This is a genomic window from Microcoleus sp. S28C3 (assembly GCF_036700785.1).
GTDB classification, from domain to species: domain Bacteria; phylum Cyanobacteriota; class Cyanobacteriia; order Cyanobacteriales; family Microcoleaceae; genus Microcoleus; species Microcoleus asticus.
Genome location: NZ_JAUBPO010000094.1, coordinates 1 through 20,846, shown reverse-complemented (window position 1 = coordinate 20,846; position 20,846 = coordinate 1). Strand labels below are relative to the sequence as shown.

At 46.4% G+C, this 20,846-nt stretch carries 28 protein-coding genes; 14 read left to right on the top strand and 14 right to left on the bottom strand.

Annotated elements, in window-relative coordinates; all coding sequences use genetic code 11:
• Positions 1–111: 111 nt before the first annotated feature.
• A complete protein-coding gene (locus QUA13_RS24205; RefSeq protein ID WP_333202638.1) occupies positions 112–396 on the top strand; it encodes a WGxxGxxG family protein in 285 nt (94 codons plus the stop codon).
• A 176-nt stretch (positions 397–572) separates the two neighbouring features.
• Here the strand turns inward: QUA13_RS24205 and QUA13_RS24200 are convergent, their stop codons facing one another.
• The 8 genes from QUA13_RS24200 to QUA13_RS24165 form a co-directional block, all read right to left on the bottom strand.
• Positions 573–1,280, bottom strand: a complete 708-nt coding sequence (locus QUA13_RS24200) for an ROK family protein (protein WP_333202637.1) — start codon at positions 1,278–1,280, stop codon at positions 573–575.
• A 32-nt stretch (positions 1,281–1,312) separates the two neighbouring features.
• Positions 1,313–2,005, bottom strand: coding sequence for a YqiA/YcfP family alpha/beta fold hydrolase (locus QUA13_RS24195; protein ID WP_333202635.1), 693 nt, complete (start codon positions 2,003–2,005; stop codon positions 1,313–1,315).
• Positions 2,006–2,359: 354 nt separating this feature from the next.
• Positions 2,360–2,845 (bottom strand): Spy/CpxP family protein refolding chaperone, encoded by a 486-nt coding sequence (locus tag QUA13_RS24190; RefSeq protein WP_172190056.1) that lies wholly within the window; start codon positions 2,843–2,845, stop codon positions 2,360–2,362.
• A gap of 19 nt (positions 2,846–2,864) precedes the next feature.
• Positions 2,865–3,311: a hypothetical protein gene (locus tag QUA13_RS24185; protein WP_333202633.1), complete on the bottom strand. Its 447-nt coding sequence runs from the start codon at positions 3,309–3,311 to the stop codon at positions 2,865–2,867.
• Entirely contained in the window at positions 3,308–3,898 is a 591-nt protein-coding gene (locus QUA13_RS24180) for a sigma-70 family RNA polymerase sigma factor (protein ID WP_333202631.1), read from the bottom strand. The genes QUA13_RS24185 and QUA13_RS24180 overlap by 4 nt, the downstream gene beginning before the upstream one ends.
• Positions 3,899–4,163: 265 nt before the next feature.
• Positions 4,164–4,700, bottom strand: a complete 537-nt coding sequence (locus tag QUA13_RS24175; RefSeq protein ID WP_333202629.1) for an opioid growth factor receptor-related protein — start codon at positions 4,698–4,700, stop codon at positions 4,164–4,166.
• A gap of 159 nt (positions 4,701–4,859) precedes the next feature.
• The gene (gor, locus tag QUA13_RS24170) at positions 4,860–6,203 is read right to left on the bottom strand and encodes a glutathione-disulfide reductase (protein ID WP_333202626.1); all 1,344 of its coding nucleotides are present in this window, start codon (positions 6,201–6,203) and stop codon (positions 4,860–4,862) included.
• 183 nt (positions 6,204–6,386) lie between these two features.
• The gene (locus QUA13_RS24165) at positions 6,387–7,229 is read right to left on the bottom strand and encodes a DUF4231 domain-containing protein (protein WP_333202624.1); all 843 of its coding nucleotides are present in this window, start codon (positions 7,227–7,229) and stop codon (positions 6,387–6,389) included.
• Between the two features lie 547 nt (positions 7,230–7,776).
• Between QUA13_RS24165 and QUA13_RS24160 the strand changes: the two genes are divergently transcribed.
• Entirely contained in the window at positions 7,777–8,541 is a 765-nt protein-coding gene (locus QUA13_RS24160) for an ABC transporter ATP-binding protein (RefSeq protein WP_246276876.1), read from the top strand.
• 172 nt (positions 8,542–8,713) lie between these two features.
• Here the strand turns inward: QUA13_RS24160 and QUA13_RS24155 are convergent, their stop codons facing one another.
• The 4 genes from QUA13_RS24155 to tadA all read right to left on the bottom strand — a co-directional run bounded on the left by QUA13_RS24155 (position 8,714) and on the right by tadA (position 10,819).
• Positions 8,714–9,094: a hypothetical protein gene (locus tag QUA13_RS24155; protein WP_172190047.1), complete on the bottom strand. Its 381-nt coding sequence runs from the start codon at positions 9,092–9,094 to the stop codon at positions 8,714–8,716.
• A 74-nt stretch (positions 9,095–9,168) separates the two neighbouring features.
• Entirely contained in the window at positions 9,169–9,309 is a 141-nt protein-coding gene (locus tag QUA13_RS24150; RefSeq protein ID WP_333202620.1) for a hypothetical protein, read from the bottom strand.
• On the bottom strand, positions 9,306–10,031 hold the full coding sequence (locus tag QUA13_RS24145; RefSeq protein WP_333202618.1) for a lysophospholipid acyltransferase family protein: 726 nt from the start codon (positions 10,029–10,031) through the stop codon (positions 9,306–9,308). Before QUA13_RS24145 ends, QUA13_RS24150 begins: the two co-directional genes overlap by 4 nt.
• Before the next feature lie 287 nt (positions 10,032–10,318).
• Complete coding sequence (tadA, locus tag QUA13_RS24140) at positions 10,319–10,819, bottom strand: tRNA adenosine(34) deaminase TadA (protein ID WP_333202616.1); 501 nt, start codon at positions 10,817–10,819, stop codon at positions 10,319–10,321.
• A 79-nt stretch (positions 10,820–10,898) separates the two neighbouring features.
• Between tadA and QUA13_RS24135 the strand changes: the two genes are divergently transcribed.
• Both QUA13_RS24135 and menB read left to right on the top strand, forming a co-directional pair.
• The gene (locus QUA13_RS24135; protein WP_333202614.1) at positions 10,899–11,495 is read left to right on the top strand and encodes a TerB family tellurite resistance protein; all 597 of its coding nucleotides are present in this window, start codon (positions 10,899–10,901) and stop codon (positions 11,493–11,495) included.
• 306 nt (positions 11,496–11,801) lie between these two features.
• Entirely contained in the window at positions 11,802–12,635 is an 834-nt protein-coding gene (gene menB / locus QUA13_RS24130) for a 1,4-dihydroxy-2-naphthoyl-CoA synthase (protein ID WP_333202657.1), read from the top strand.
• 232 nt (positions 12,636–12,867) lie between these two features.
• Here the strand turns inward: menB and QUA13_RS24125 are convergent, their stop codons facing one another.
• Positions 12,868–13,194, bottom strand: coding sequence for a hypothetical protein (locus QUA13_RS24125; protein ID WP_333202612.1), 327 nt, complete (start codon positions 13,192–13,194; stop codon positions 12,868–12,870).
• A 486-nt stretch (positions 13,195–13,680) separates the two neighbouring features.
• On the opposite strand from QUA13_RS24125, the gene QUA13_RS24120 reads away from it, so the two are divergent.
• From QUA13_RS24120 to QUA13_RS24110, 3 genes are all read left to right on the top strand, one after another.
• The gene (locus tag QUA13_RS24120) at positions 13,681–14,916 is read left to right on the top strand and encodes a hypothetical protein (RefSeq protein WP_333192971.1); all 1,236 of its coding nucleotides are present in this window, start codon (positions 13,681–13,683) and stop codon (positions 14,914–14,916) included.
• Positions 14,917–15,185: 269 nt separating this feature from the next.
• Positions 15,186–15,890: a PspA/IM30 family protein gene (locus tag QUA13_RS24115; protein ID WP_172190033.1), complete on the top strand. Its 705-nt coding sequence runs from the start codon at positions 15,186–15,188 to the stop codon at positions 15,888–15,890.
• A gap of 299 nt (positions 15,891–16,189) precedes the next feature.
• Entirely contained in the window at positions 16,190–16,972 is a 783-nt protein-coding gene (locus QUA13_RS24110) for a PspA/IM30 family protein (protein WP_333202610.1), read from the top strand.
• Between the two features lie 678 nt (positions 16,973–17,650).
• On the opposite strand, the gene QUA13_RS24105 is transcribed toward QUA13_RS24110, so the two are convergent.
• Positions 17,651–17,839, bottom strand: coding sequence for a hypothetical protein (locus QUA13_RS24105; protein WP_333202608.1), 189 nt, complete (start codon positions 17,837–17,839; stop codon positions 17,651–17,653).
• A gap of 182 nt (positions 17,840–18,021) precedes the next feature.
• Between QUA13_RS24105 and QUA13_RS24100 the strand changes: the two genes are divergently transcribed.
• From QUA13_RS24100 to QUA13_RS24070, 7 genes are all read left to right on the top strand, one after another.
• Positions 18,022–18,402, top strand: a complete 381-nt coding sequence (locus tag QUA13_RS24100) for a hypothetical protein (protein ID WP_333202606.1) — start codon at positions 18,022–18,024, stop codon at positions 18,400–18,402.
• Positions 18,403–18,489: 87 nt separating this feature from the next.
• Positions 18,490–18,840: a POTRA domain-containing protein gene (locus tag QUA13_RS24095; protein ID WP_333202604.1), complete on the top strand. Its 351-nt coding sequence runs from the start codon at positions 18,490–18,492 to the stop codon at positions 18,838–18,840.
• Positions 18,841–18,891: 51 nt separating this feature from the next.
• Positions 18,892–19,290 carry a ShlB/FhaC/HecB family hemolysin secretion/activation protein gene (locus tag QUA13_RS24090; protein ID WP_333202602.1) on the top strand — a complete coding sequence of 133 codons (399 nt, stop codon included), beginning with the start codon at positions 18,892–18,894 and terminating at the stop codon, positions 19,288–19,290.
• A complete protein-coding gene (locus QUA13_RS24085; protein WP_333202600.1) occupies positions 19,287–19,604 on the top strand; it encodes a hypothetical protein in 318 nt (105 codons plus the stop codon). Before QUA13_RS24090 ends, QUA13_RS24085 begins: the two co-directional genes overlap by 4 nt.
• Positions 19,598–19,741, top strand: a complete 144-nt coding sequence (locus tag QUA13_RS24080) for a hypothetical protein (RefSeq protein ID WP_333202598.1) — start codon at positions 19,598–19,600, stop codon at positions 19,739–19,741. Before QUA13_RS24085 ends, QUA13_RS24080 begins: the two co-directional genes overlap by 7 nt.
• Complete coding sequence (locus QUA13_RS24075; protein ID WP_333202596.1) at positions 19,719–20,036, top strand: BamA/TamA family outer membrane protein; 318 nt, start codon at positions 19,719–19,721, stop codon at positions 20,034–20,036. Before QUA13_RS24080 ends, QUA13_RS24075 begins: the two co-directional genes overlap by 23 nt.
• A gap of 574 nt (positions 20,037–20,610) precedes the next feature.
• Complete coding sequence (locus QUA13_RS24070) at positions 20,611–20,742, top strand: hypothetical protein (protein WP_333202594.1); 132 nt, start codon at positions 20,611–20,613, stop codon at positions 20,740–20,742.
• The last annotated feature ends 104 nt before the right edge of the window (positions 20,743–20,846 follow it).

The following is a 20,846-nucleotide window of genomic DNA, read 5'->3' as shown; positions in this document are numbered from 1 at the left end:
TCTCGAAAGCAAGAGGAGAGGGGGAATTTAGTTTCTGTCGATCGATTGATGCGTCGGCGGCAGCAAATTGATTAATTTGATAAAGTAACTGCTGATATTTGGAGACCGAGTATGAAAGTCAAGCCTTCCGATATATCTAAAAATACCGCGGCTACCCTGATAGCTTTGAGTTTGGCTGTTCTCCCTTCAGCTATGCCTGCCTCAGCTCAAACGGAGTCAGCTCCTACCCAGAACAATACTGATTCTAATGGAGTTGTTCTAGACAGAACTCCGTTTCAAGAAAGCAAAGAAGACAACAATCATTGGGGTGCTTTGGGTTTGTTGGGTATCCTCGGTTTGGCGAATCTGTTTCGCAAGGATGAACCCAAACGCTACCGCGATCCGATGGGTGAATAATTTTTTAAACGGCGATCCTCTTCTAGGATTCCGCTAACGCACCAGCCAAAAATCCAATCAAATCTCCTGGATGCAGAAACCGGTTTTTTTTACTAAAATACTCGATTTTTGTCTTCAATCATGGTAAAAAACCCGGTTTCTTGGATAGAGATGGGCACTTTTCCCACCCCGCTTATTCAATCGCGCCACAAAGCAATTCCGCCTAACAAACCGCTGACATTAGGTACTATTTTAACCTGCGGCGGTAAATCAACAGCAATCTTTTTAGTATTGCCACCGCCGATGTAAATGCGATCGCAGTTAAAGAGATGTTGCAGAGAAGCGATCGCTTTTTCCAGACGGCGATTCCATCTTTTGGAACCGACTGTATCTAATGCCGATCGCCCTAATTGCTGTTCGTAAGTTTCTCCTTTGCGAAACTGGTGATGTCCCAATTCTAGATTTGGCACCAAGATACCATCGACAAATAAGGCAGAACCGAAACCGGTGCCAAGGGTAATTACTAATTCTACTCCCGTCCCAGCAATTGCTCCCAATCCTTGAATATCGGCATCGTTAGCCACTCGCACAGGTTTTCCCAAGCGATCTTTGAGGGTAGTTTGTAGGTCAAAATCTATCCAAGACGGATCTAAATTCACTGCGGTTTTGATGATGCCACCAGAGACGACGCCGGGAAAACCGACTGATACGCGGTCAAATTCCCCTTGTCCGCTGGCTAAAGAGGCGATCGCCTCTAGTACGGGTTCCGGTTTCGGCGGTTGAGGCGTTTCTAAACGGCTGCGTTCGGTTTGGGGTTGGCCTTCCTCGTCCAAAACCATAACTTTGATGCCGCTTCCGCCAATGTCAACGGCTAACGTGCGAGTCGATCGATCTTGTTCACTCATTTGATTGTTGAGACTTGGAAGTTGGTCAAATTTTAATTTTTGAATTGGCAAAACTTTTGAATCGCTTCCCAAATTTCCGCTAGGACATTGCCCAAAGCATGATCGTCTTCTAATTCGATTAATTGCACCCAGGGACGGTTAGCGGCAAAATTTCTGCTAGCTTGAATCGGTATTATTGTATCATGCTTGCCGTGAAGAATTAACGTAGGGACTGACCGCATTAATTTTTGTTCAGGGTATTGAGCCATATCTGCCAAAAACTGATAATTCAGCGGCAGATGACGCTGTTCGCCGTAGTGGTAAATCGGCAAATATTTCTCAGACTGCCACTTTTCTAACTGCTGCTGTCCCAACAGTGGCAGCCAGTGGGAGATAAATTCAAAAGCCGGCGCTAACAAAACTATTTGCTTTACTGACAATTGTCGCTGGGCCAACCAAGCCGCTGTCAGTCCCCCAAAACTCGACCCTATTATGGTGACTCCCCCTAAATTTTTTACATTTTCTGTAGGAGATTGGGAGGATTGGGCTTGCAAAAATTCAGTTTCTATTTGGTTTAATTGGCGGGTGAGAGTGAGTCCCGAAAAATCGTTTTGATTGAGATCGGGAGTTTTTAGGTCAATTCCTAGGTAAGAAAAGCGATCTCGGAAATATCTAGCCTTAGCTGAATTGGGACTTGAAGCAAATCCGTGTAAATAAATGTAACTTGAGTCGTTCTGTAGATTCATCTAGAAAAATTTATGAGACTTCCCAACTAATTATTTTAAGTTATTATGAGCTATTAAATAAAAAAGTTAAAACACTAACTTAAACAAAATATATACTGATATTCTGAAAATATCGAGGACTTGCAGGGATTTAAATTAGGCAATTTGAGACTGTTTATAAAAAAGTCAAGCACTCCCCTAAACTTGAAAATGCTGCGCTTTGAGACTGCTTTTCCCAAGAGAGAAAGCCATCGCATAAATTACAGAAAAGCTGCCTTTCTCGCTGCCTGCATTTATTGATTTCTACTTGCTTACAACAATGAATCGCAGAGTGCGTATTGCACACCCTGCGATTCACTCAAAACTACTCGTCAATTACTGCGGTTTTTGACCGTTTTGCATCCTGTTTCTAGCAGTTTGTCGGCGCTGCTGCATCAGTTGAGCTAATTGGCTGCGCTGTTCGGGCGTGAGCAGTTCTCGCATTGCAAGTGTACTTTCAAATTGCACCTCTTCCAACTGCTGCCTCAATCCGATTATTTGACGGTGTTTTTCGCGTATTTCGCTAGCATTTGCCGTGCCGGACATCATCGTTTCCAATTCTTGTCTGGCTTGGCGGACTGCTTGCATCCGCTGGGAAACTTGGTCTTTGTAACGATCGCGAACTGCCTGCATTTGCTGCTTTTGGTCGGCGCTTAAATTAAGTTTCTCGAACATCCCCCCTTCCTTGCCGGCAGGTCGATTTGGTCGCTGATTTTGGGCAATTGTTCCCGCTTCTAGGGGATTGGGAACTGCTATTGCTGCGGCTGTGCTGCCGAGAGTCAGCATTAAAACGGCTAGGGCAGAAATGCGACGAATTGACATGAAAATTACCTCTTTGAGATTAGTTATTTGTTGGCGGTTCGCTGTCAGCGGAAACAGGGAAATTAAACCACTCTGTTTGCGGGCGATTGGTCATATTTTCTTGAGGAGAATCCTGGAGTACACCCTCCCAGTTATTGACTAAAAATGCTTCTAACTGAGCTGTTTCCTCATCTGGCAATTGTGCAGTCTCAAACGAACGGTAGCCAGACCAAAAAACTAGCAAACTAGCAGCAATCGCCGAGGACAATGCCCACTTAGAAACAGAGGATATTTTTAACCTGTTATCTGACTTATCTGACGCACTTAATTGCGTTTTTGTGGGGTGGGTTTCAGAGAAAAGGCTCGCCTGATTACTTTCTATGGCTGCTAGAAGTTTTTGCTCTAAATCTGGTGCAGCTTCAGGAATATTTGGACGATTTTGCTTCAAGAAATTAACTAACTCTTGGTCGCTGCTTGGGTTATTCATAGCTCGCTGACACCTTCTTTTTGCAAAAATTGTCGCACAGCATTTCTGGCATAAAACACGCGAGATTTGACGGTTCCCGCTGGCAGTCCCAAAATTTGGGCTACTTCTTTTTGCGGGATGTCTTCTAAGTCGTGGAGCACCAAAACGCTGCGGTGTTCAAAGCTCAATTGATCCAGTCCCCGCTGCACTAAATCTTGATAGTGCAACTGCATCAAGTCTGAGGTACGATCTGTGACAACAATCCGATCCATTTGTTCTTGATTTTTGAGTTTGGAATCAAAAGAATGCTGCTTAGCAAATGCTTGTCTTTGGTCAGAAGCCACATTCCAAGTGATTCGATAAAGCCAAGTAGAAAAGTTGTCTTGGTGCTTGAGTTTTGGCAATCCTTTCCACACTCGCAGGAATACTTCTTGCGTTAAGTCGTCAAGCAGCGAGGGCCCGCAGAGTTGGTAAAGGGTTGACCTGACTTTGTTTTGGTAGCGTTGGTAAAGGTGGCGAAAGCAGGTGCGATCGCCCTTTAGACACTCAGCAACTAAGTCCGAGTCGGAACAGTCATCGGTTAAAACATTGGCTGACACACCTAACACCTGTGAAGTCTCCCCCACCAGTTCGTTATCTGAAGTGTTTAGACAGGACGATCTGAAAAAAGGTTCAAATCATTTAAAATATTATTTTGAGCATGAATCCGCTTGGGGCGGATAACAGGCTTTCGGGCCTGTTTCACAAAAATTAAATCTTATTGTGGGGTGGGCTTCTAGCCCGCCCATAACAGGCTTTCGGGCCTGTTCACAAAAATTAAGTTTTCTTGTTGGCCGTAGGGTTGGCTATAGCGGTAAGTCCCAAATATCGATTCTAACTATTTACAGCTTTTTTCCAATAAGTATAAGTTTTTAAACCAATACTTTCTTTGTCTTCGTTATAGATCTCATCTAAACAATTGAAAAGAGCTAAAGCGTAATTTTTCAATCCCAACTCTGTCAAACTTGTGAGAATCCTTGTCAGCCGCAAGTAGTTGTGATTAAATTTTTCAATCCACTCTCTTTTTCTTGACAAATATTCTGCCGATTTGGTAATTACAATTTCTGCGTTTTCTCCTTCGTGGCATTCCAACCCGTAAAACGCCAGCATGACTTTGAACGAATGGAGTAAGCGATTTCTCAACTCTTCACTTGTTCTAAAAGCTTGAATTACCTCATCATTTAAAGTAGGAGCACTGGAATTAAAGCGACTCTTTTCTCTCAGCGGAAACAGCCATTGAATGTAATTGTGCAAGGATTCCAGCTTCTGGTAATCCCACGACCAAATATCCTCGATCGCCCGACCTTGCGAATCAGGCTGCTGACCGAGATAGAATGCTAAAATTTTGTTTTGTTTGGTTGAATCACTCATTCATCCCTTCACTGGCGGGCAGGATGCCCACCCCACAATAAAATTTTACTTTGCTGTGGAACAGGCAGGATGCCTGTTCTTGAAAATGGTGCAATATCTTAATTTTAACCGACTTTAGCTATTAGCCAGGGGTTGAAACCCCTGGCGGCTTCCACCACTTTACCGCAAAGTAACAAACTCTTCAGCAGTCGATGGGTGAATGCCAATAGTCGCGTCGAAGTCTTTCTTCGTAGCTCCCATATTAACAGCGATCGCCATTCCTTGAATAATCTCGCCCGCGTCTTTCCCTACCATGTGCACGCCCAAAACTCTGTCAGTATTAGTTTCAACAACTAACTTGACAAAAGTCTTTTCATCTGCACCTGTCAAAGAATGAAACATCGGTTTAAACTTGGCTGTATAGCACTTAATTGATTCGGGAAACTTAGCTTTAGCCTCCTCTTCTGTTAAGCCAACTGTAGCTGCTTCCGGCTGCGAAAATACTGCTGAGGCAACATTTTCGTGACTGATCGATCTGGGGTTATTACCAAATTCAGTATCGGCAAAAGCACGACCTTCAGCGATCGCAATTGGCGTTAAATTGATGCGGTTGGTGCAATCTCCGACTGCAAAGATGTGCGGCTGGCTGGTGCGGCTGTCTTTCGTAACTGCGATCGCACCTTGATCGGTTTCTACTCCCGCGTTTTCTAAACCCAATTTTTCCAAGTTTGGCAAGCGCCCGGTAGCGGACAAAAGCGCGTCTACTATTAGCGTTCCTTCGGATTTTCCCGACAGCGTTAATTTTAAACCTTCTGGGGTTTTCTCAATGTGATTAATCGAGCTTTCTGTCAAAAATTTAACTCCGTGCTTAGTCATTCCTTCTTGCACGTTAGCGCGAATTTCTTCGTCGAAGTAGTGCAGAATTCGATCGCGCCGGATGATTTGAGTTACTTGGCTTCCCAATCCGTTCATAATGCAAGCAAATTCGACGCCGATGTAGCCGCCACCCCAAATTGCCAACCGTTTTGGTTGCTCTTTTAGCAGGAAGATTTCGCGGGAGGTAATCGCGTGTTCTATGCCTATAATTGGGACTCTTTGCGCTTCTCCGCCGACTGCAATTAAGATTTTGGCTGCGGTAAATTTTCTGTCACCAACTTCGACGGTGTGGGGGTCGATAAATTTGGCGTATCCTGAAATTAATTCTACTCCGGCTTTTTCGAGAAAGCTGATGTGCAGTTTGCTGAGTCGGCGCACTTCTGCGTCTACTGTGGTGACGAGTTTTTCCCAGTCGAAGCTGCTTTCTACTGGACTCCAGCCGTAGCCGATCGCATCTTCATAAAGGTGCGAAAATGTTGAGGCGTAAACCATCAGTTTTTTGGGAACACAGCCGCGAATTACGCAGGTTCCGCCTACTAAATCATTTTCGGCGATCGCCACTTTTGCTCCGTAGGATGCTGCTCGCTTGGAACTCGCCAATCCGCCGGAACCTGCACCTATCACAAACAAGTCGTAATCGTATGTCATAATTGTGTTACCAACAATCTCCAACTTCCCAAATTTACGCTTAACTTTTCTTAATCATAGCTCAAAAATTTTGCTTTTGAGGAGCACTTTTGATAACTACATTTTGAGAACTACATACAGAGCTACTTGAGGGAGCAGGTAGCGTCGCTCAACCCTACCTGCTTACTGGTATTGTCAGCTTCGTTAACTCTGCTGCTGCTGTGACTCGGTAGATTGAGCTGGCTCTGTATTCTGCTCCTTTGACGCTGTTTCATCTGGTTTTTGGATTTGCTTGAGATGAATCTCATTCACCTGATTGATAAAGTTTTCTATTGCCATTTTTGTCATTTGTTGATTTTGGGCTTCGTCGGCTACATCATAGCAACGATAAGCGGGAGTCACTCCTAATACAAATTTCTCCTGTTCCGCTTCTAACAATTCCACAGTCGTGTTAGCAGAAATCCAATTCTCCTGAAAAGGAAAGGAGGTAACTATACTGGCGACTATGGAGGCGACAGCGGGACAAATTACGGGCAGCCACTTGAGCAAAGATTGACCTGGTTCCAATTTGTCTACCAATACTAAAATTGGTGTGACTCCCGATAAAACAACGGTTGCCAATTGAAAAGTATAGTAAATATTTCTCGAAGTCTCTCTAGTGTTTTTATAGTCGTCAATCAACTCCTGGCAGTATCGTAAAGCCTTTTCTCTCACCGGGGTGATCGGATTGTTATCCGAAACATCATTCGGGTTTAAGAGATAATTATATAGTTCAGCTTTTTTTCGGAGATCTAACTGATTAGCACTATTCCGAAAGTTGCGATCTAATTGTCTATTGGTCAGGAAGAGAAAAATAAAACTAGAGAGAAAAACAGCTCCCAAAATAACGATAAGTTGATTGTCTACAAAAACTCTGGTAAGGATGCCTACACCCACAAAAGCAGCTAGAGATAAATACTCAACAATTTTCACGAAAGATAACATTTGTGGACTCGATGAGACTGTATTGGAAATCTCGGTCTGGTTGGTATCGCTATAATTAGTCATTGCTTTGTAATCTGTTTGGCGATCGGATACAAGTTTAGCCTATTGGGGTGTCTATTCCACCCAAGCCCTGTCAAGGTGGTGAAGAAGACCCTCAAACTAATGAAAATTGGTTGCGGGCGATCGTTAAATCTGATTCTTTTAACAGGTGATTAGCAACAATAGTTGGGACTATTTTTAATTGCCAAACCTAGAATAAGGGTTCAAGACCATTGGGCAATCGAGCTACCAACGGAAAATCGCGGGTTTCAGACTGCGAACTAAAAACAGTCCGAACTATTGTACCAAAATAAAAGCAGATGAACTAATCACTGGCTTGTTGTTAGACTTAGAGATGGTTATCTTTGAATAGTCCATGCGATCGCCTCTACTTGAGTTGGTAGATTTTTTTTCCACTCCGACTGTACCTCCACGTCGGGTCAAAGTATTCACTATGACTTGAAGATAGAGATTCTGTTCGTTAACATCGAAACAGCCGTCACCCCGAACGCGAATACTGATGGGAAGTGTTAGCTTAGTAGTTAGTTGTGTCGATCGCACAGAAAAAAAAATGCCTGAACTACAAACCGATACATACCAAGACTTCGACCCGCAAGTCCTCTCAAAGCCCGTTGTTGTCGGTCTGGAAGAGGTAACAAAAGTTTACGGGATTGGCGACCTCGAAGTTCGCGCCTTAAACGGCGTCAGCTTGACGGTAAGACAAGGAGAATATTGCTCGATTATGGGCGCATCTGGATCGGGCAAATCTACAGCTATGAATATTATCGGCTGTCTCGATCGACCTACGAGCGGCAGTTACTACTTAGACGGCGTAGATGTCGCCCAAATGCCCGAAGCAGAATTAGCCGGAATTCGCAATTTAAAATTGGGGTTTGTATTCCAACAATTTCACCTGTTGCCTCAATTGACAGCATTAGAAAATGTCATGTTACCGATGGTTTATGCCGGCATTCCCGCATCAGAAAGACGCGAACGGGGAGTAGATGCTTTAACAAAAGTTGGTCTGGAAAGTCGGCTGCAAAACAGACCGAATCAACTATCAGGAGGACAGCAGCAGCGAGTTGCGATCGCCAGGGCGATCGTCAACCGTCCCGTGTTGTTGCTGGCTGACGAACCTACAGGTGCATTGGATACAAAAACTACTCAAGAAGTAATGGATATTTTTACCGAATTCAACGAAAGCGGCATGACTGTTGTTATGGTAACGCACGAACCGGAAGTGGCGCGCCAAACTCGCCGCGTTGTCTGGTTCCGAGACGGTAAAGTTATTCACAATAATCTCAACCCCGAAGAGCTTTCACACGCGGTATTTTAGTATAATAGTCGCCGAAAAGTCGGCGATTTCAATCGCTTTTTGTCAAACTTTCGTCCCTCTCGCTTGAGACTGAAGAATGAAGAGGGTATTAGTCGTCATAGCGAGGACTTTAGCTATTAGACAGGGGTTTTCAACCCCTGCCGGACTAATAGAAAAAACGCCACCTATCTGCTTAATGAAAAGCACTCGGAAAAGCTTCCCAAACTCGATCGACAAATTCTCTAAGTTGCCGAGAAGCGATCGCACCATCCTTTTTTTCAGAGTCCAGAGACTGCAACTGACTCAACAGCGAAATAACCTCGGTATCCAGCGCCGCCCGAAACAAACTCCCCGGCCACAGCAAATCAGCACCATCCCGCAAATCGGATAAAGTGTATTCTTCCGACCATTGCGCCGATAAATCCTGCCCTGACAGTAATACAACTAACATTAAAGGGCGCACCCAACAAACTTGACGTGCCTCAACCACTTGGATAACCTCTGAATGCAGGCACGCATTTCCACATTCTAAACTGACAATTTGACCCGGCTTAAAGTTCAAAGCACAATCCATTAATGCTCACACTTAATACAGACATAAGAAAGCAGCGAAATAAGTGCTGCATCTCTCGACAGCACCAGAAAACATTATATCATAATTCCTTCTTCATTTTTCCTGACATCCGTTACATCCGTTACAGAATCCGTTGCCGAACTTCCTTCTTCCTGACATCCGTTACATCCGTTACATCCGTTACAGAATCCGTTGCCGAACTTCCTTCTTCTCAACTTTCATCAAGATTTTTAAGAGCCTTTTCTAGTTGTGCCGTCAACAATGGTGCTTCTTTTTTACCGCCGCCATTGGCATAATCCACCACGGAAATCGGAGAACCGATCGCAATTTTTACCTCAGAACCCCATTGAGGAATGCGCGGGCGATAGCGGATACTCATCGGTACAATTTTCACCCCTAAACCCGGTTTGCTCAACTCTGCTTGAATTGCCAAACGCGCCAATCCAGGCTTGATCGGGTGAACTTCGCCATCCTGAAAAATGCCGCCTTCGGGGAAAATCACCAACATCTGCTTGTCGAGGAGTAGTTCCACGCCGTAACGGAGACTGCTAATTGCTGGATGCTTGATATCCACAGCAAACCCTCCCAAATTTCTGATGAACCAACCTTGCAGTCCTTTCACTTCATCAGCAGTTACCATGAACCGCAAATCGCGTCCAGTCACCATTTGTCCGGTTGAATAGGGCATCATCAGGGCATCCCATCTGGAACGGTGCGTAGGGGCTAAGATGACAGGCCCGTCTTTCGGCAAGTGCTCCTGTCCGGTTACCTCAATCTTGCCAAAATGAAACGGTAGGACAATATAGTGACCTAGCGGATAGAGCAAGGAGGTTAACCAAGGAGAAACGCGAGAGGTATTAAATACTACCTTGGCAGGCATTGGCTTCACTAGAGATGATGTACTGGACTCAACGGCGATCGTGGCGGTGTGGCGCATAGCAATTAAGCTGCTTTATCGAGATCTAAAGTCTAAAGTAAGTTGTTGGACAAATCTTTAGTTTTTGGCTCGGGACAGTTTTGCTATTGGCATTGTGCCGATCGAGCGATCGCGCCCGCAAGAGATAATCTCTAACAGGTAAAACCTCAGGCAACCGGACAGCATTAATTAATACAGACCAGTCGGCCACCTCGAAAGCTTGAGCGGGCAATTACGGATCTATTATTTCAGTTAAAGGGTCAATTGCGATTAAACATCGCTCATAAGAGAGTAAAAAATTTTACCTGTTAATTTTTCCGGCGCGTTTCAAACCAAGAAAGCAACCGATCGCGGCAAACAGATTCCATAATACCGCCGAGCACCTCCAAGCGGTGACACGAATGCGCGCTATCGGGAATATTAGCAGCAGTCCGAATCGTGCCAGTTTTCGGGTCATCTGCTCCGTATACCAGCAGGCCAATCCGAGCTTGGACGATCGCACCAGCGCACATCGGGCAAGGCTCCAGCGTTACGTAGAGCGTGCATTGGTTAAGATGCCAGTCTTGCAAAACTTGCCCGGCCGCCCGCAAAGCCAAGATTTCAGCGTGAGCAGTCGGATCGCAGTCTCGCTCTCGCCGATTTTGCGCTTCGGCAATCAATTTGCCAGTACCGTCAACAATTGCAGCACCCACGGGTACTTCACCAGCATCACCCGCTGCTTGTGCCAGTTCTACAGCCCTAGCCATCCAGCGTTTGTGAATAAAATAAGTAGTATCACTAATAGACAACGGCTCAGTTTTAGAATTCACGTCATACCTACGTAACAGAAAAAACTTAAGATCGAGAAAGAAAATTACATTACAGCTTAAGAGAGAGTCATTTTTAATTATGGACACCACCACAATCACCAGTGAAGTTGTTGAGCTGTTGTGTCGCATTAGCCGGCAAAAGCTCCGGGAACAAGATATCACTCCTTTGGTAGTCTTTCTGACTGCTCTGATTTCCATCCTGCGCGGAGTGATGATTATTGACAGGACGATCGCAGTTGAAGAAGAAGAACGGCTGCAAAAGACTCTCAAAGCCTTTGCCAGCGGCGACCCCGATCGGATAGAACTAATTCAGCGCCTTGTCAAAGGAGTCTCCAAACAGCAGGTTTACTTCAACCCCACAGAATTGCTAACCCTGACAGCTTTGTTCTCAGAATCAGAAAAGCTGTTGCTCATCGGTTCCGGCTACGAAATGTCAGCGGCAGACGGACACATCGACCTGCGGGAGCAAATGTACTTACAGTCGATGGGAAATCGGCTCGGCCTCGACTCCAGACACATTGCAGTCCTAGACACTTTATTTACTAAAGAAGGAACCCTCGACTCAGAAGCTTTTGGCGAAGTTCAAGCTTTACTCGATCCCAGCGAATTCGAGTCGCGCGATTTGGTATTTGCGAAAGCAGCAAAGCACCTGCTGGCTCTTTTACTGCGCAAATAATGCAGCGCATATAAATTTTTGCGCAGTAAAAGTCGTGAGAGGAGTTCGAGGATTTGACGCTTTTTCCATTTGAGACGGGACTTGCGCGCTCTTACCCTCAAAAACCGGGTTGTTTAACCGCTACCAAGAGCGCTGCACGGCGTATGTTGGTGAAAAACCCGGTTTCTGCGTAAGTCCCGCTTTATTTTTTTTGCAAGAGTCGATCGACCCTTGTATCCCATTGAACCGAATCAATCTAAAATCTAAAAGCGACTTGTCGCTGCCTTGATAGACCCAGTTTGGTCTCAAATCTAAAATTGATTGATTATGCAAATTGAATGGCAAACCGCCAAAACCTACGAAGACATTCTATATCACAAAAGCGGCGGCACCGCCAAAATTACCATCAATCGACCTCACAAACGGAACGCTTTCCGTCCCAAAACCGTGCAGGAACTGTGCGATGCCTTTACTGATGCCCGCGAAGACACAAAAATCGGCGTTGTCCTTTTCACCGGTGCGGGGCCTCATACAGACGGCAAATACGCCTTTTGTGCCGGTGGCGACCAAAGCGTGCGCGGTGCGGCGGGATATGTAGACGAAGGTGGCATACCCCGCTTGAACGTGCTCGACTTGCAGAAGTTGATTCGATCGATGCCCAAAGTTGTAATTGCTTTAGTTGCAGGCTACGCAATAGGAGGGGGCCACGTTCTACACTTAATTTGCGACTTGACGATCGCTGCTGACAATGCTATTTTCGGACAGACCGGCCCAAAAGTCGGCAGTTTCGACGGTGGTTTCGGAGCTAGCTATCTCGCCAGAGTTGTCGGCCAGAAAAAAGCCCGAGAAATTTGGTTTTTGTGCCGCCAGTACAGCGCGCAGCAAGCCCTAGAAATGGGTTTAGTCAACTGCGTCGTGCCCGTCGAACAACTAGAACTAGAAGGGATGCAGTGGGCTGCGGAAATTCTAGAAAAAAGTCCGATCGCGATTCGCTGTTTGAAATCTGCTTTTAATGCCGACTGCGACGGTCAAGCCGGTTTGCAAGAACTGGCGGGAAATGCTACTTTGCTGTACTATATGACGCAGGAAGGCGCCGAAGGCAAACAAGCCTTTTTAGAAAAACGGCAACCTGATTTTAGTCAATATCCTTGGCTGCCATAGTTGAATGGAGAAATCAGTTTTTTTATGCGCTCATATTAAAGTAGATACTGCTGATTTTTATGAGTTAGTAAAGCCAAATGCACCCGATCGCACAAAAGTGTGAGTATTGATACCAGTTCCCAAAAAGAATGAAACTGCTTTGCCAGATCCAAACCATGATACTGATCGGTGATTCCCCAATCGAAAATCGAAAATCGAAAATAATGGTATGAGCAGCAGGGCAGCCGACTAACTAGACCGATACTGCTGCCGATTTTTCGGTTAACGTTGTGCCTGTAAGCTGGCAGGCATGGCGCTCGGAAAGAGTGAGGGTGGCATCCTGCAGCGTCAGAGTCGATTCTTGCCACAGTCCAATTTGTTCTATGTTTTCCCAAGATGACCTAAAAGGCGAAACCGCTAAAGCACAAGCTTTCCAGTGACTTTGAACCGGCCCGCCCAGTAAAGCGCAAACACCCCCGCGTCTGCCCTCAGGGGTATAGTGACGGCAGTGACCACAAGCTGAAGTTAAAGGTGAAGTTAAGGAGGTTTGCATAAAAGTTCTTAGGGAAATCATTTTCATCTCTAATTCTCCTTTGCAGAGCTAGCCTGCCTTAGAGCATCCCAACCTTTATGCTGTCTGGGTTGTAGCGATCCCCGGAGCATAAATAAATTTTATAATTTATTTATAATCTTGTTATATTTAGAAACAATTGCCTAAGTCTTGGCTCATTGTATAGGTAAAAACACAGATTAAAAGTTTATAAAGCGGTCAGGGATCAAGAAAAAGTACAAATGCCGAACGAGTATGAGAGGTTATAAATAAGCGGTATATCCGGATACAGAAAGCTGCTTCGAGTCTCGCTAAGCAGCCTCCGGGACACAGAAACAATTAAGTTTTAAAATTAAAATTAAAAGATAGCTGCCAGCGATCGACAGCAGGCGATCCGGCCCCTGTTGCATTGACGCCAAAATTAGCTAATCATAAAATAGGCAAGTTTTCAAGCTTCTTGTTTATATCTACAATCAAAACATTAAAATCAATTCAGAGGCGGTAGGAGTTTTGCTAATGAGTAAGCGTTCTTCGGTTGAATCCCCAAATCATCAATCCTCTTCAACTCCAATCAAGCCTGCTTTGCAAGCAGTCCTGGGGAGTCTGGATGTAAACCTAGAAGCAGAACTGACAACATACAGAAGGCACAGGCGGCGCGCCGAACAGTGGGTGTCCCCATCAGTTCGTACTGGCAAGCAAACAGCCACAACCGAGCAACAGCTAGCCCAAAATTTGCCCCTGGAGGCCGCGGAGGAAACCCAGCAGCCGCTATCCCTGCCCCTATCCCTTGCCGGCATCCAGGGCGATGCCCCGCTAGCAACTACCAGGGGCGGCACAAAATTATCTAGCAGTGCCTTCGCACCCAACAATTATCTCGAATCAAGCGAAAAACTGATCGAAAGTTTGGACGAGTCAAAAGCCGAGCCTGCCGTCGAACGCAGTTTAGCAGCCAGTCTGTTAACTCCCTTGGGACTGAGTTCGATGCTGCTGTTTCTGCTGTCGTGTACAGCTTTGGGCTACGCAGTCATGCACCCGTCAAGTGTGGCTAAGATGGCCGGCCTGAACCGTTTTCTCGATCGCGGTGCACCCTCTCCAAGCGACAGTCCCGCCTCTACTGCCATCTCAGATACCAGCACCCAGGAACTGCCGAAAGCTCCAAATCTGGTATCCAAGGAATTTGTCGAGCTAGATTTGAGCACTCTCAGCAATGTCAATCCGACAGCCAGCGCTATTCCTTCACCGTCGCCAAAAGCCTCAATCCCGCCCAATCCGGCAGCGCCTCCTGGCCCCAGCGCGGCTGTCCCGATTCCGACAGAAGATGGCAACCCCGCCAGAGGGAGAGAACAAGGGCTCAACAATATCAGCACGGCTTTGCTTCCCAGTCCCCGCCCCAGCGCCCAGCCAGTGCCGACACTGCCGACACTGCCTCCAACACCCTCCCCAGCCCAGCCAGCCGCCGCATCCCCGGCGACAGCATCCCCAGCGACAGCATCCCCAGCCGCCGCATCCCCAGCCGCATCCCCGCTGGGAAGGCCGGCACGCGCTGCCGACGGTTTTTATTACGTTGTCACCGATTACACGGATGCAAAATCGCTGCAGCAAGCCAGAACCGCAGTTCCCGATGCCTACGTGCGGAACTTCTCAAAGGGTGTCAAGATCCAAATGGGGGCTTTGAACGATGCTGCCTCAGCAGAACTTTTGGTGAAAGAACTGCAAGCAAAAGGGGTGAAGCCGCAATACTATCAGCCATAAATTAGGCAAAGAGAATTAAACTGAGGATCGGCGAGTAGGTTGGGCCCGCGGCACGAACCCTCGGTTTCGCTTCACCCAACATTTGCTCAGTTTTGATGGGTAACGCTCGCGCCCTACCCATCCTAAAAATAAGCATGACGACCTAACTTAGAGGGAATTAAAATTTCAAAATTAAAAATTAAAAAGACGATTGATGAGTTTTCATTTTTAGTTTTTAATTGTGATTTCTCTGTCTTAATTCTAAAGTTGAAAATCGGGAGACGGGCCTCATGGGATTATTCGATCGCCTTTGGCGAGTGATTCGAGCCAATATTAACAGTTTGGTCGGGGCGGCAGAAGATCCAGAAAAAATTCTGGAACAGGCTGTAATGGATATGCAGGAAGATTTAGTGCAGCTCAGACAAGCTGTGGCAGGCGCGATTGCAGCTCAAAAACGCACCGAACGCCAGTGTTCCCAAGCTGAGTCTACTGCCGCAGAATGGTACCAGCGGGCGCAGCTAGCTTTGCAAAAAGGCGAGGAAAATTTGGCGCGGGAAGCTCTGACGCGCAGGAAATCTTATCAAGAAACGGCAACGGCGATGAAAGCCAGTCTCGGGCAGCAAAACGCTGTTGTGACTCAACTTAAAGACAATATGCGGGCGCTAGAAAGTAAGATTTCCGAGGCAAAATCTAAAAAAGATATGTATATTGCCCGAGCTCGATCGGCTCAAGCATCGGAAAGGCTTCAAGAAATGATGGGCAATCTCAATACAGGCAGCGCTTTGAGCGCGTTTGAACGGATGGAAGAGAAAGTCATGCAGCTAGAATCTCGCTCCGAAGCAATCGCAGAACTCGGAACTAACGATTTAGAAAAGAAGTTTCTCTCTCTCGAAGGTGCCGAGGATGTCGATACTGAGTTGGCGGCGATGAAAGCACAAATGCTTCCGGGCAAAAATACACCCAAATTGCCCTCGGGCGAGCCGCCCGCATCCTGAACCCCAGGCAGCAGAACAATAGTTGAGACGAGCAAAAACTTCTCAACAGCCTAGCTAGAGATGGCTCGAAGCCTGTGGGGGAATTCCCGGATCGAAGTTAAACTCAATAGATAGGTGCATGAATAAGCTTGCCTGCACCACTTACTCGATCGCTTTAAACTGGATTTATCTGTCTGCAAAAATTGCCAAAAACTAAATCGCACTAAAAATCTGACAAGAGTGAATTTCACAACTGCGGGCTAGCGCCTAAAGCCTGCTTTCCACCTACTTCGTACACCTCACCCTGGAAAAATAGCATTATGGGATTATTTGACCGCATTAGCCGAGTCGTCAAAGCCAATCTTAACGATCTGGTCAACAAAGCTGAAGACCCGGAAAAGATTTTAGAACAGTCCGTTACGGATATGCAGGAAGACTTGGTGCAGTTGCGTCAAGCCGTTGCCAGTGCGATCGCCACTCAAAAGCGCACCCAGACTCAGTACAATCAAGCTGAGTCTCAGTCTAACCAGTGGCAGCAGCGCGCTCAGCTAGCCCTGCAAAAAGGAGACGAGACTTTGGCCCGGGAAGCGCTGGTGCGCAAAAAGTCTCACGCTGATACGGCTGCTACCCTGAAAGCCAGTCTAGATCAGCAATCGGCTCAGGTGGAAAGTCTCAAGCGCAACTTGATCGGTTTGGAGAGCAAGATTTCCGAAGCTAAGACTAAGAAGGATATGCTCAAGGCGAGGATATCCGCTGCTAAGGCTCAGGAACAGCTCAACAATTCCATTGGCTCCCTGAATACTGGCAGTTCAATGGCAGCTTTCGATCGTATGGAAGAAAAAGTTTTGCAGATAGAAGCTCGCGCGGGAGCTTCGGCAGAACTGGCGGCCGGCGGCAGCAATTTAGAGGAACAGTTCCGCTTGCTCGAAAGTGGCGGTGATGTTGACGACGAGTTGGCTCAGATGAAAGCTCAACTGACCGGAGGTTCTGTGTCTCAAGGTCAATTGCCTGCAGCGGGTAAAACTGCTGCTCGCAGCTCGGAGTCGAGTCAGGTGATTGATGCTGAGTTGGAAGAGCTGCGATCGGAACTCAATAAAATGTAGTAATCTCTCTCAAAGTTCACCGGAAAACGAGAGAGGAACCCCTGACTTCAGGCATGGGGAGGAACGCTTTCGGAGCGGTCCGGGCCGCCTATAACCGACTGCGTGACCCCGGTTGCCTGGGGTGCAATTAACTCGTGATTAAGAATAACCATCCGCGCCAAGAAACGCTTTGATAAGGTGCAATCTCTGATTGCATCTCGTCTCAGCCTCATCGTAGCGCGGGTAAACAAGCAATGGCAGAACGTCGCTCCGGATTACTTTCGATTTTGATGGACTCGGAAAGCGTAGATACCTTAAATAAAAGTAAGCGCAATTGCAATACCTCTTGTACTGTTAGTTGTTTTGAGTCTCTAGAGGTGATTTATCAACACCTTTAAGACTAGGATTGTGGTCCGATAAATCGCCGTCTATGAAAGAGCTGGGGAGGTGAATATAATGGTTTAATACTTTATTAAACTTGCCCATAGCTACTTATTGCAAGAATATTGATAGACGCTCCGTTTTGTCTAGCATTCTCAGGATAAGACCGAAAACCCGCAAATAATTTATCGGAGAGTAAACCACAGTGGATGTAAAACTCACCAGCTTATAAAAAGGTAGAACGGAATACCACAATTCGTTAAATTGGTTAAAAATAATCGTTCAACAATCGCTAAAAGCTTCAAAAAAAAGTTGTAATCACTCAAAAAATAGGGCGTTGCTCCACCCAAATTTACGCTTGTTGACAAGTATGCTCCCACTCATGCAGGTACAAGCAGGAATCAGACCAACCAGCGAAAATACTTCTACTGGAATGGTGAAGCAAAGATTAAGTTTAGCCAAGTTGGTATAGCAGATGTCAACTATTTCTGAGATGCCAGCTTTCATAGAATGCTCCGCCTAGCTACAGCCCTAGCTTGGGGATGTCGGAGCTTTTTTTAGGAATCGTTTAATACACAAAACAGCGGTTTAGTCAACTATCTTTATGTTTAATTAAGTAATTAAGTCTTTAAAAAAAGTGATAGAGTAAGTTTATTCCTTGCAATTGCGCCGGCCGCGCCCGAGCGTAAGTGCAAATAACTATAAAATATGACGAGTCTGTCATGCCCGTGCAACCTTCTAGAGGCTTTTGTAAAATCAAGTTTTTCAAGGCATTAGCACTTGGTTTTTCAATTGCAGGTATTTGTCGCGCACCGCTAGCAGCTCAAAGTGTTGGCGAGTCGATGCTTGCTGCCGACTCAGGGGTGCAAGCGCCAATTTTTAATGATAATTTACCCAATCAAGAAACAGCAGACGATCGCGATCGGCTTCGTGATTTATACTCGGGTTCTGAATTAGATAGAGACAGTAAAGATCCCGAAAACAACATCCGGGAGTTTGATGGATCGACTGAAACTCAGGCCCGTGAAACTCTCGCTCAGTTGCCGAACCGAGGAGAAAACAGACAATAATTTCCCATTCCCAACCCGCTGCCGCGAAATCTGCCTCCCCTCCCAGAACCAGCGCCCCCACCGCCCCTGCCTCCGGCAGAACAGCTTTTGTCGCCTGCTGTTCCCGCGCCGGCACGGCCAGCAGAATTGCCCAACATTCCGGGTACGATAAAGGTCGATCGATTTGAAGTAGTTGGCAGTACCGTCTTTAGCAAGGAAGAACTAGACGCTTTACTCAAAGACTTTGTAGGCCGCCCGCTCACTTTCGCCGAATTGCTGCAAGCCCGTTCTGCTGTGAGCCAACTCTACATCAGCAAAAGTTATATCACATCTGGAGCGCTGATTGGGCCGCAAACGCTCGCAGGCTCAGTTGTGAGGATATTAGTGCTAGAAGGCAAGCTAGAAAGTATCAATGTAGTCGGGACTAGGCGGCTACATCCTAACTACGTCAGAAGCTGATTAGCCGATTCAACCCGAGGCCCGTTGAACTAACAGCGCATACGGTCAGCTATGCAACTGCTGCAACTTAGCGGGCAAGTCGCAAATATCTCAGCGGAACTGCAAGCGGGTTCTCGTGCGGGTTTTAATTTGCTGTTAGTCCGAGTCAAAGAGGCAAAAACGTTCCAAGCTGAGATTTTTAGTGACAATTCTTGCTCTCCGAGTGTGGGGAGTTGCCGGCGCAAAGCTCAAGTCCGGGAAGCTAATTTGTTGGGTTTGAGAGATAGGGCGAGTTGGATTTATACAAATACTCAGGCCAGCAATGCTGTCGATTTTAGTTACACGCTGCCAGTGAATCCGCGGAACGGTACGGTAAGTTTTCAGCTAAGCCGGAGCAAAAGCAATATCGCCTGGCCGCCCTTTGACGCTCTGGATATTGAGGCGTCGAGCCGCACTTATGATATGAGTTGACTTACCGGCAGCCGATCGTGCAAAATCCGAGAAGAGAAATCGCGATCGGTATCGGTCCTGGCAGGCGAGTAAGCGATACATCTTTGCTGGGAGAGGATTTTCCCCTATCGCCGGGAGCGGATGATCGGGCTAGGACTCGGGTTTTGGCGCTGAGGCTGTTTCAGGATTTTACCCAGATGGGAGAGAAAGATGTCTTGGCGGTGCGATCGCAGTTCAGTCTGGGAGTGGGAGCATTTGGCGCTACAGTGAGCAGCAGGGGCCTGACAGTAAATTTTTGGCGTGGCGGGGTCAATTGCAGTACCTGCGGTTGTTGACTCCTGAGACGCTGCTGGTAGTGCGATCGCAGGTGCAGTTGGCTGGGGGAGAGCTTTTGCCGATCGAACAATTTGGTTTGGGTGGCTCGGATACGGGGCGAGGCTACCGTCAGGATGCTTTCTTTGCTCGCCGATAACGGGATTTTTGCTTCAGCCGAGTTGCGGTATCCGATTTTGCACATCGGCGACAAACAAGGAGTTTTGCAGGTGACGCCGTTTGTGGATTTCGGCAATGTTTGGACAAATAGCGGGGTAAGGGCGATTCTGGAAGCGAATACTTTGCTGTTAGTGGGATTGGGCCTGCGGTGGCAGTACCGTCAGAGGCGGAATGCTCGCGGAGGCTGGGGAATTCCTTTGATTGGTATTAAGTCGAGCCAGAGGCGTTTACAAGAGCGCGGGCTGTATTTTTCTGTAGAATTCAAACCTTTTTAGGAAAGCAGCCGTTTTGCCCTTGGCGGAACCGAGCAATTCCGCTATATAGTAATAAGTATCATTCGGCACTCATCGTTAGCTGCCACAAGTGTATTTTACTGAGAATTTTTAAATTAAACTATGTCTAAGGTGCGGTTGCTGCTTTTAAGTTCTTTTGCTTCCGGTTTTGGGCTTTGCTCAATCATTTTGGCGATATTTACGATGACTTCCCGACTGTCGTTTACGTCTTTCTTTACCTTAGTTTTAACTTTGGTATTTTTTGCAATTAATCTACTTTTTGCTTTGCATTATTATACATCCATTACAAAGCAGTTGAGTGTCAGAGGTAAAAAAAAAGCTAGAATTTAGCGGTTTTGAAGCAGAAGCGCACAAAGGCATGGAGAGTTTTTTATGGAATTTGAAGGGCAAGGAACACGGCTCTGGGGTAAGAAAACTATCTAGCTGTAAGCCATAATTATTTAAGGTCTAACTATTTAGGAAGTGCGATCGGGGTTATTTCAAACCAACCCGCCAAATATTCCAGAACCGACAAAGACTCGCTTTACTCCAGATGAATATCGGGCGATCGAGGAAAATGTTGAATAACGTCACGAATACTGTAACGGGCAGATTATCCCTATCGCTGTTTTTAGAAGAACTAGAAGAACTAGAAAAAGAGCTAGACGAGCTGTTTTTACAAGAATTACAAAGACTAGAAGCAGGGTAAGCTCATCTAATTTGGTATAAATTGTACTTGACAAAAATGGCAAGATATCAAAGAGCATCCTGTCAGTAGCGATTCTTTTGAACCCATTTGAGATCGTTTGACGC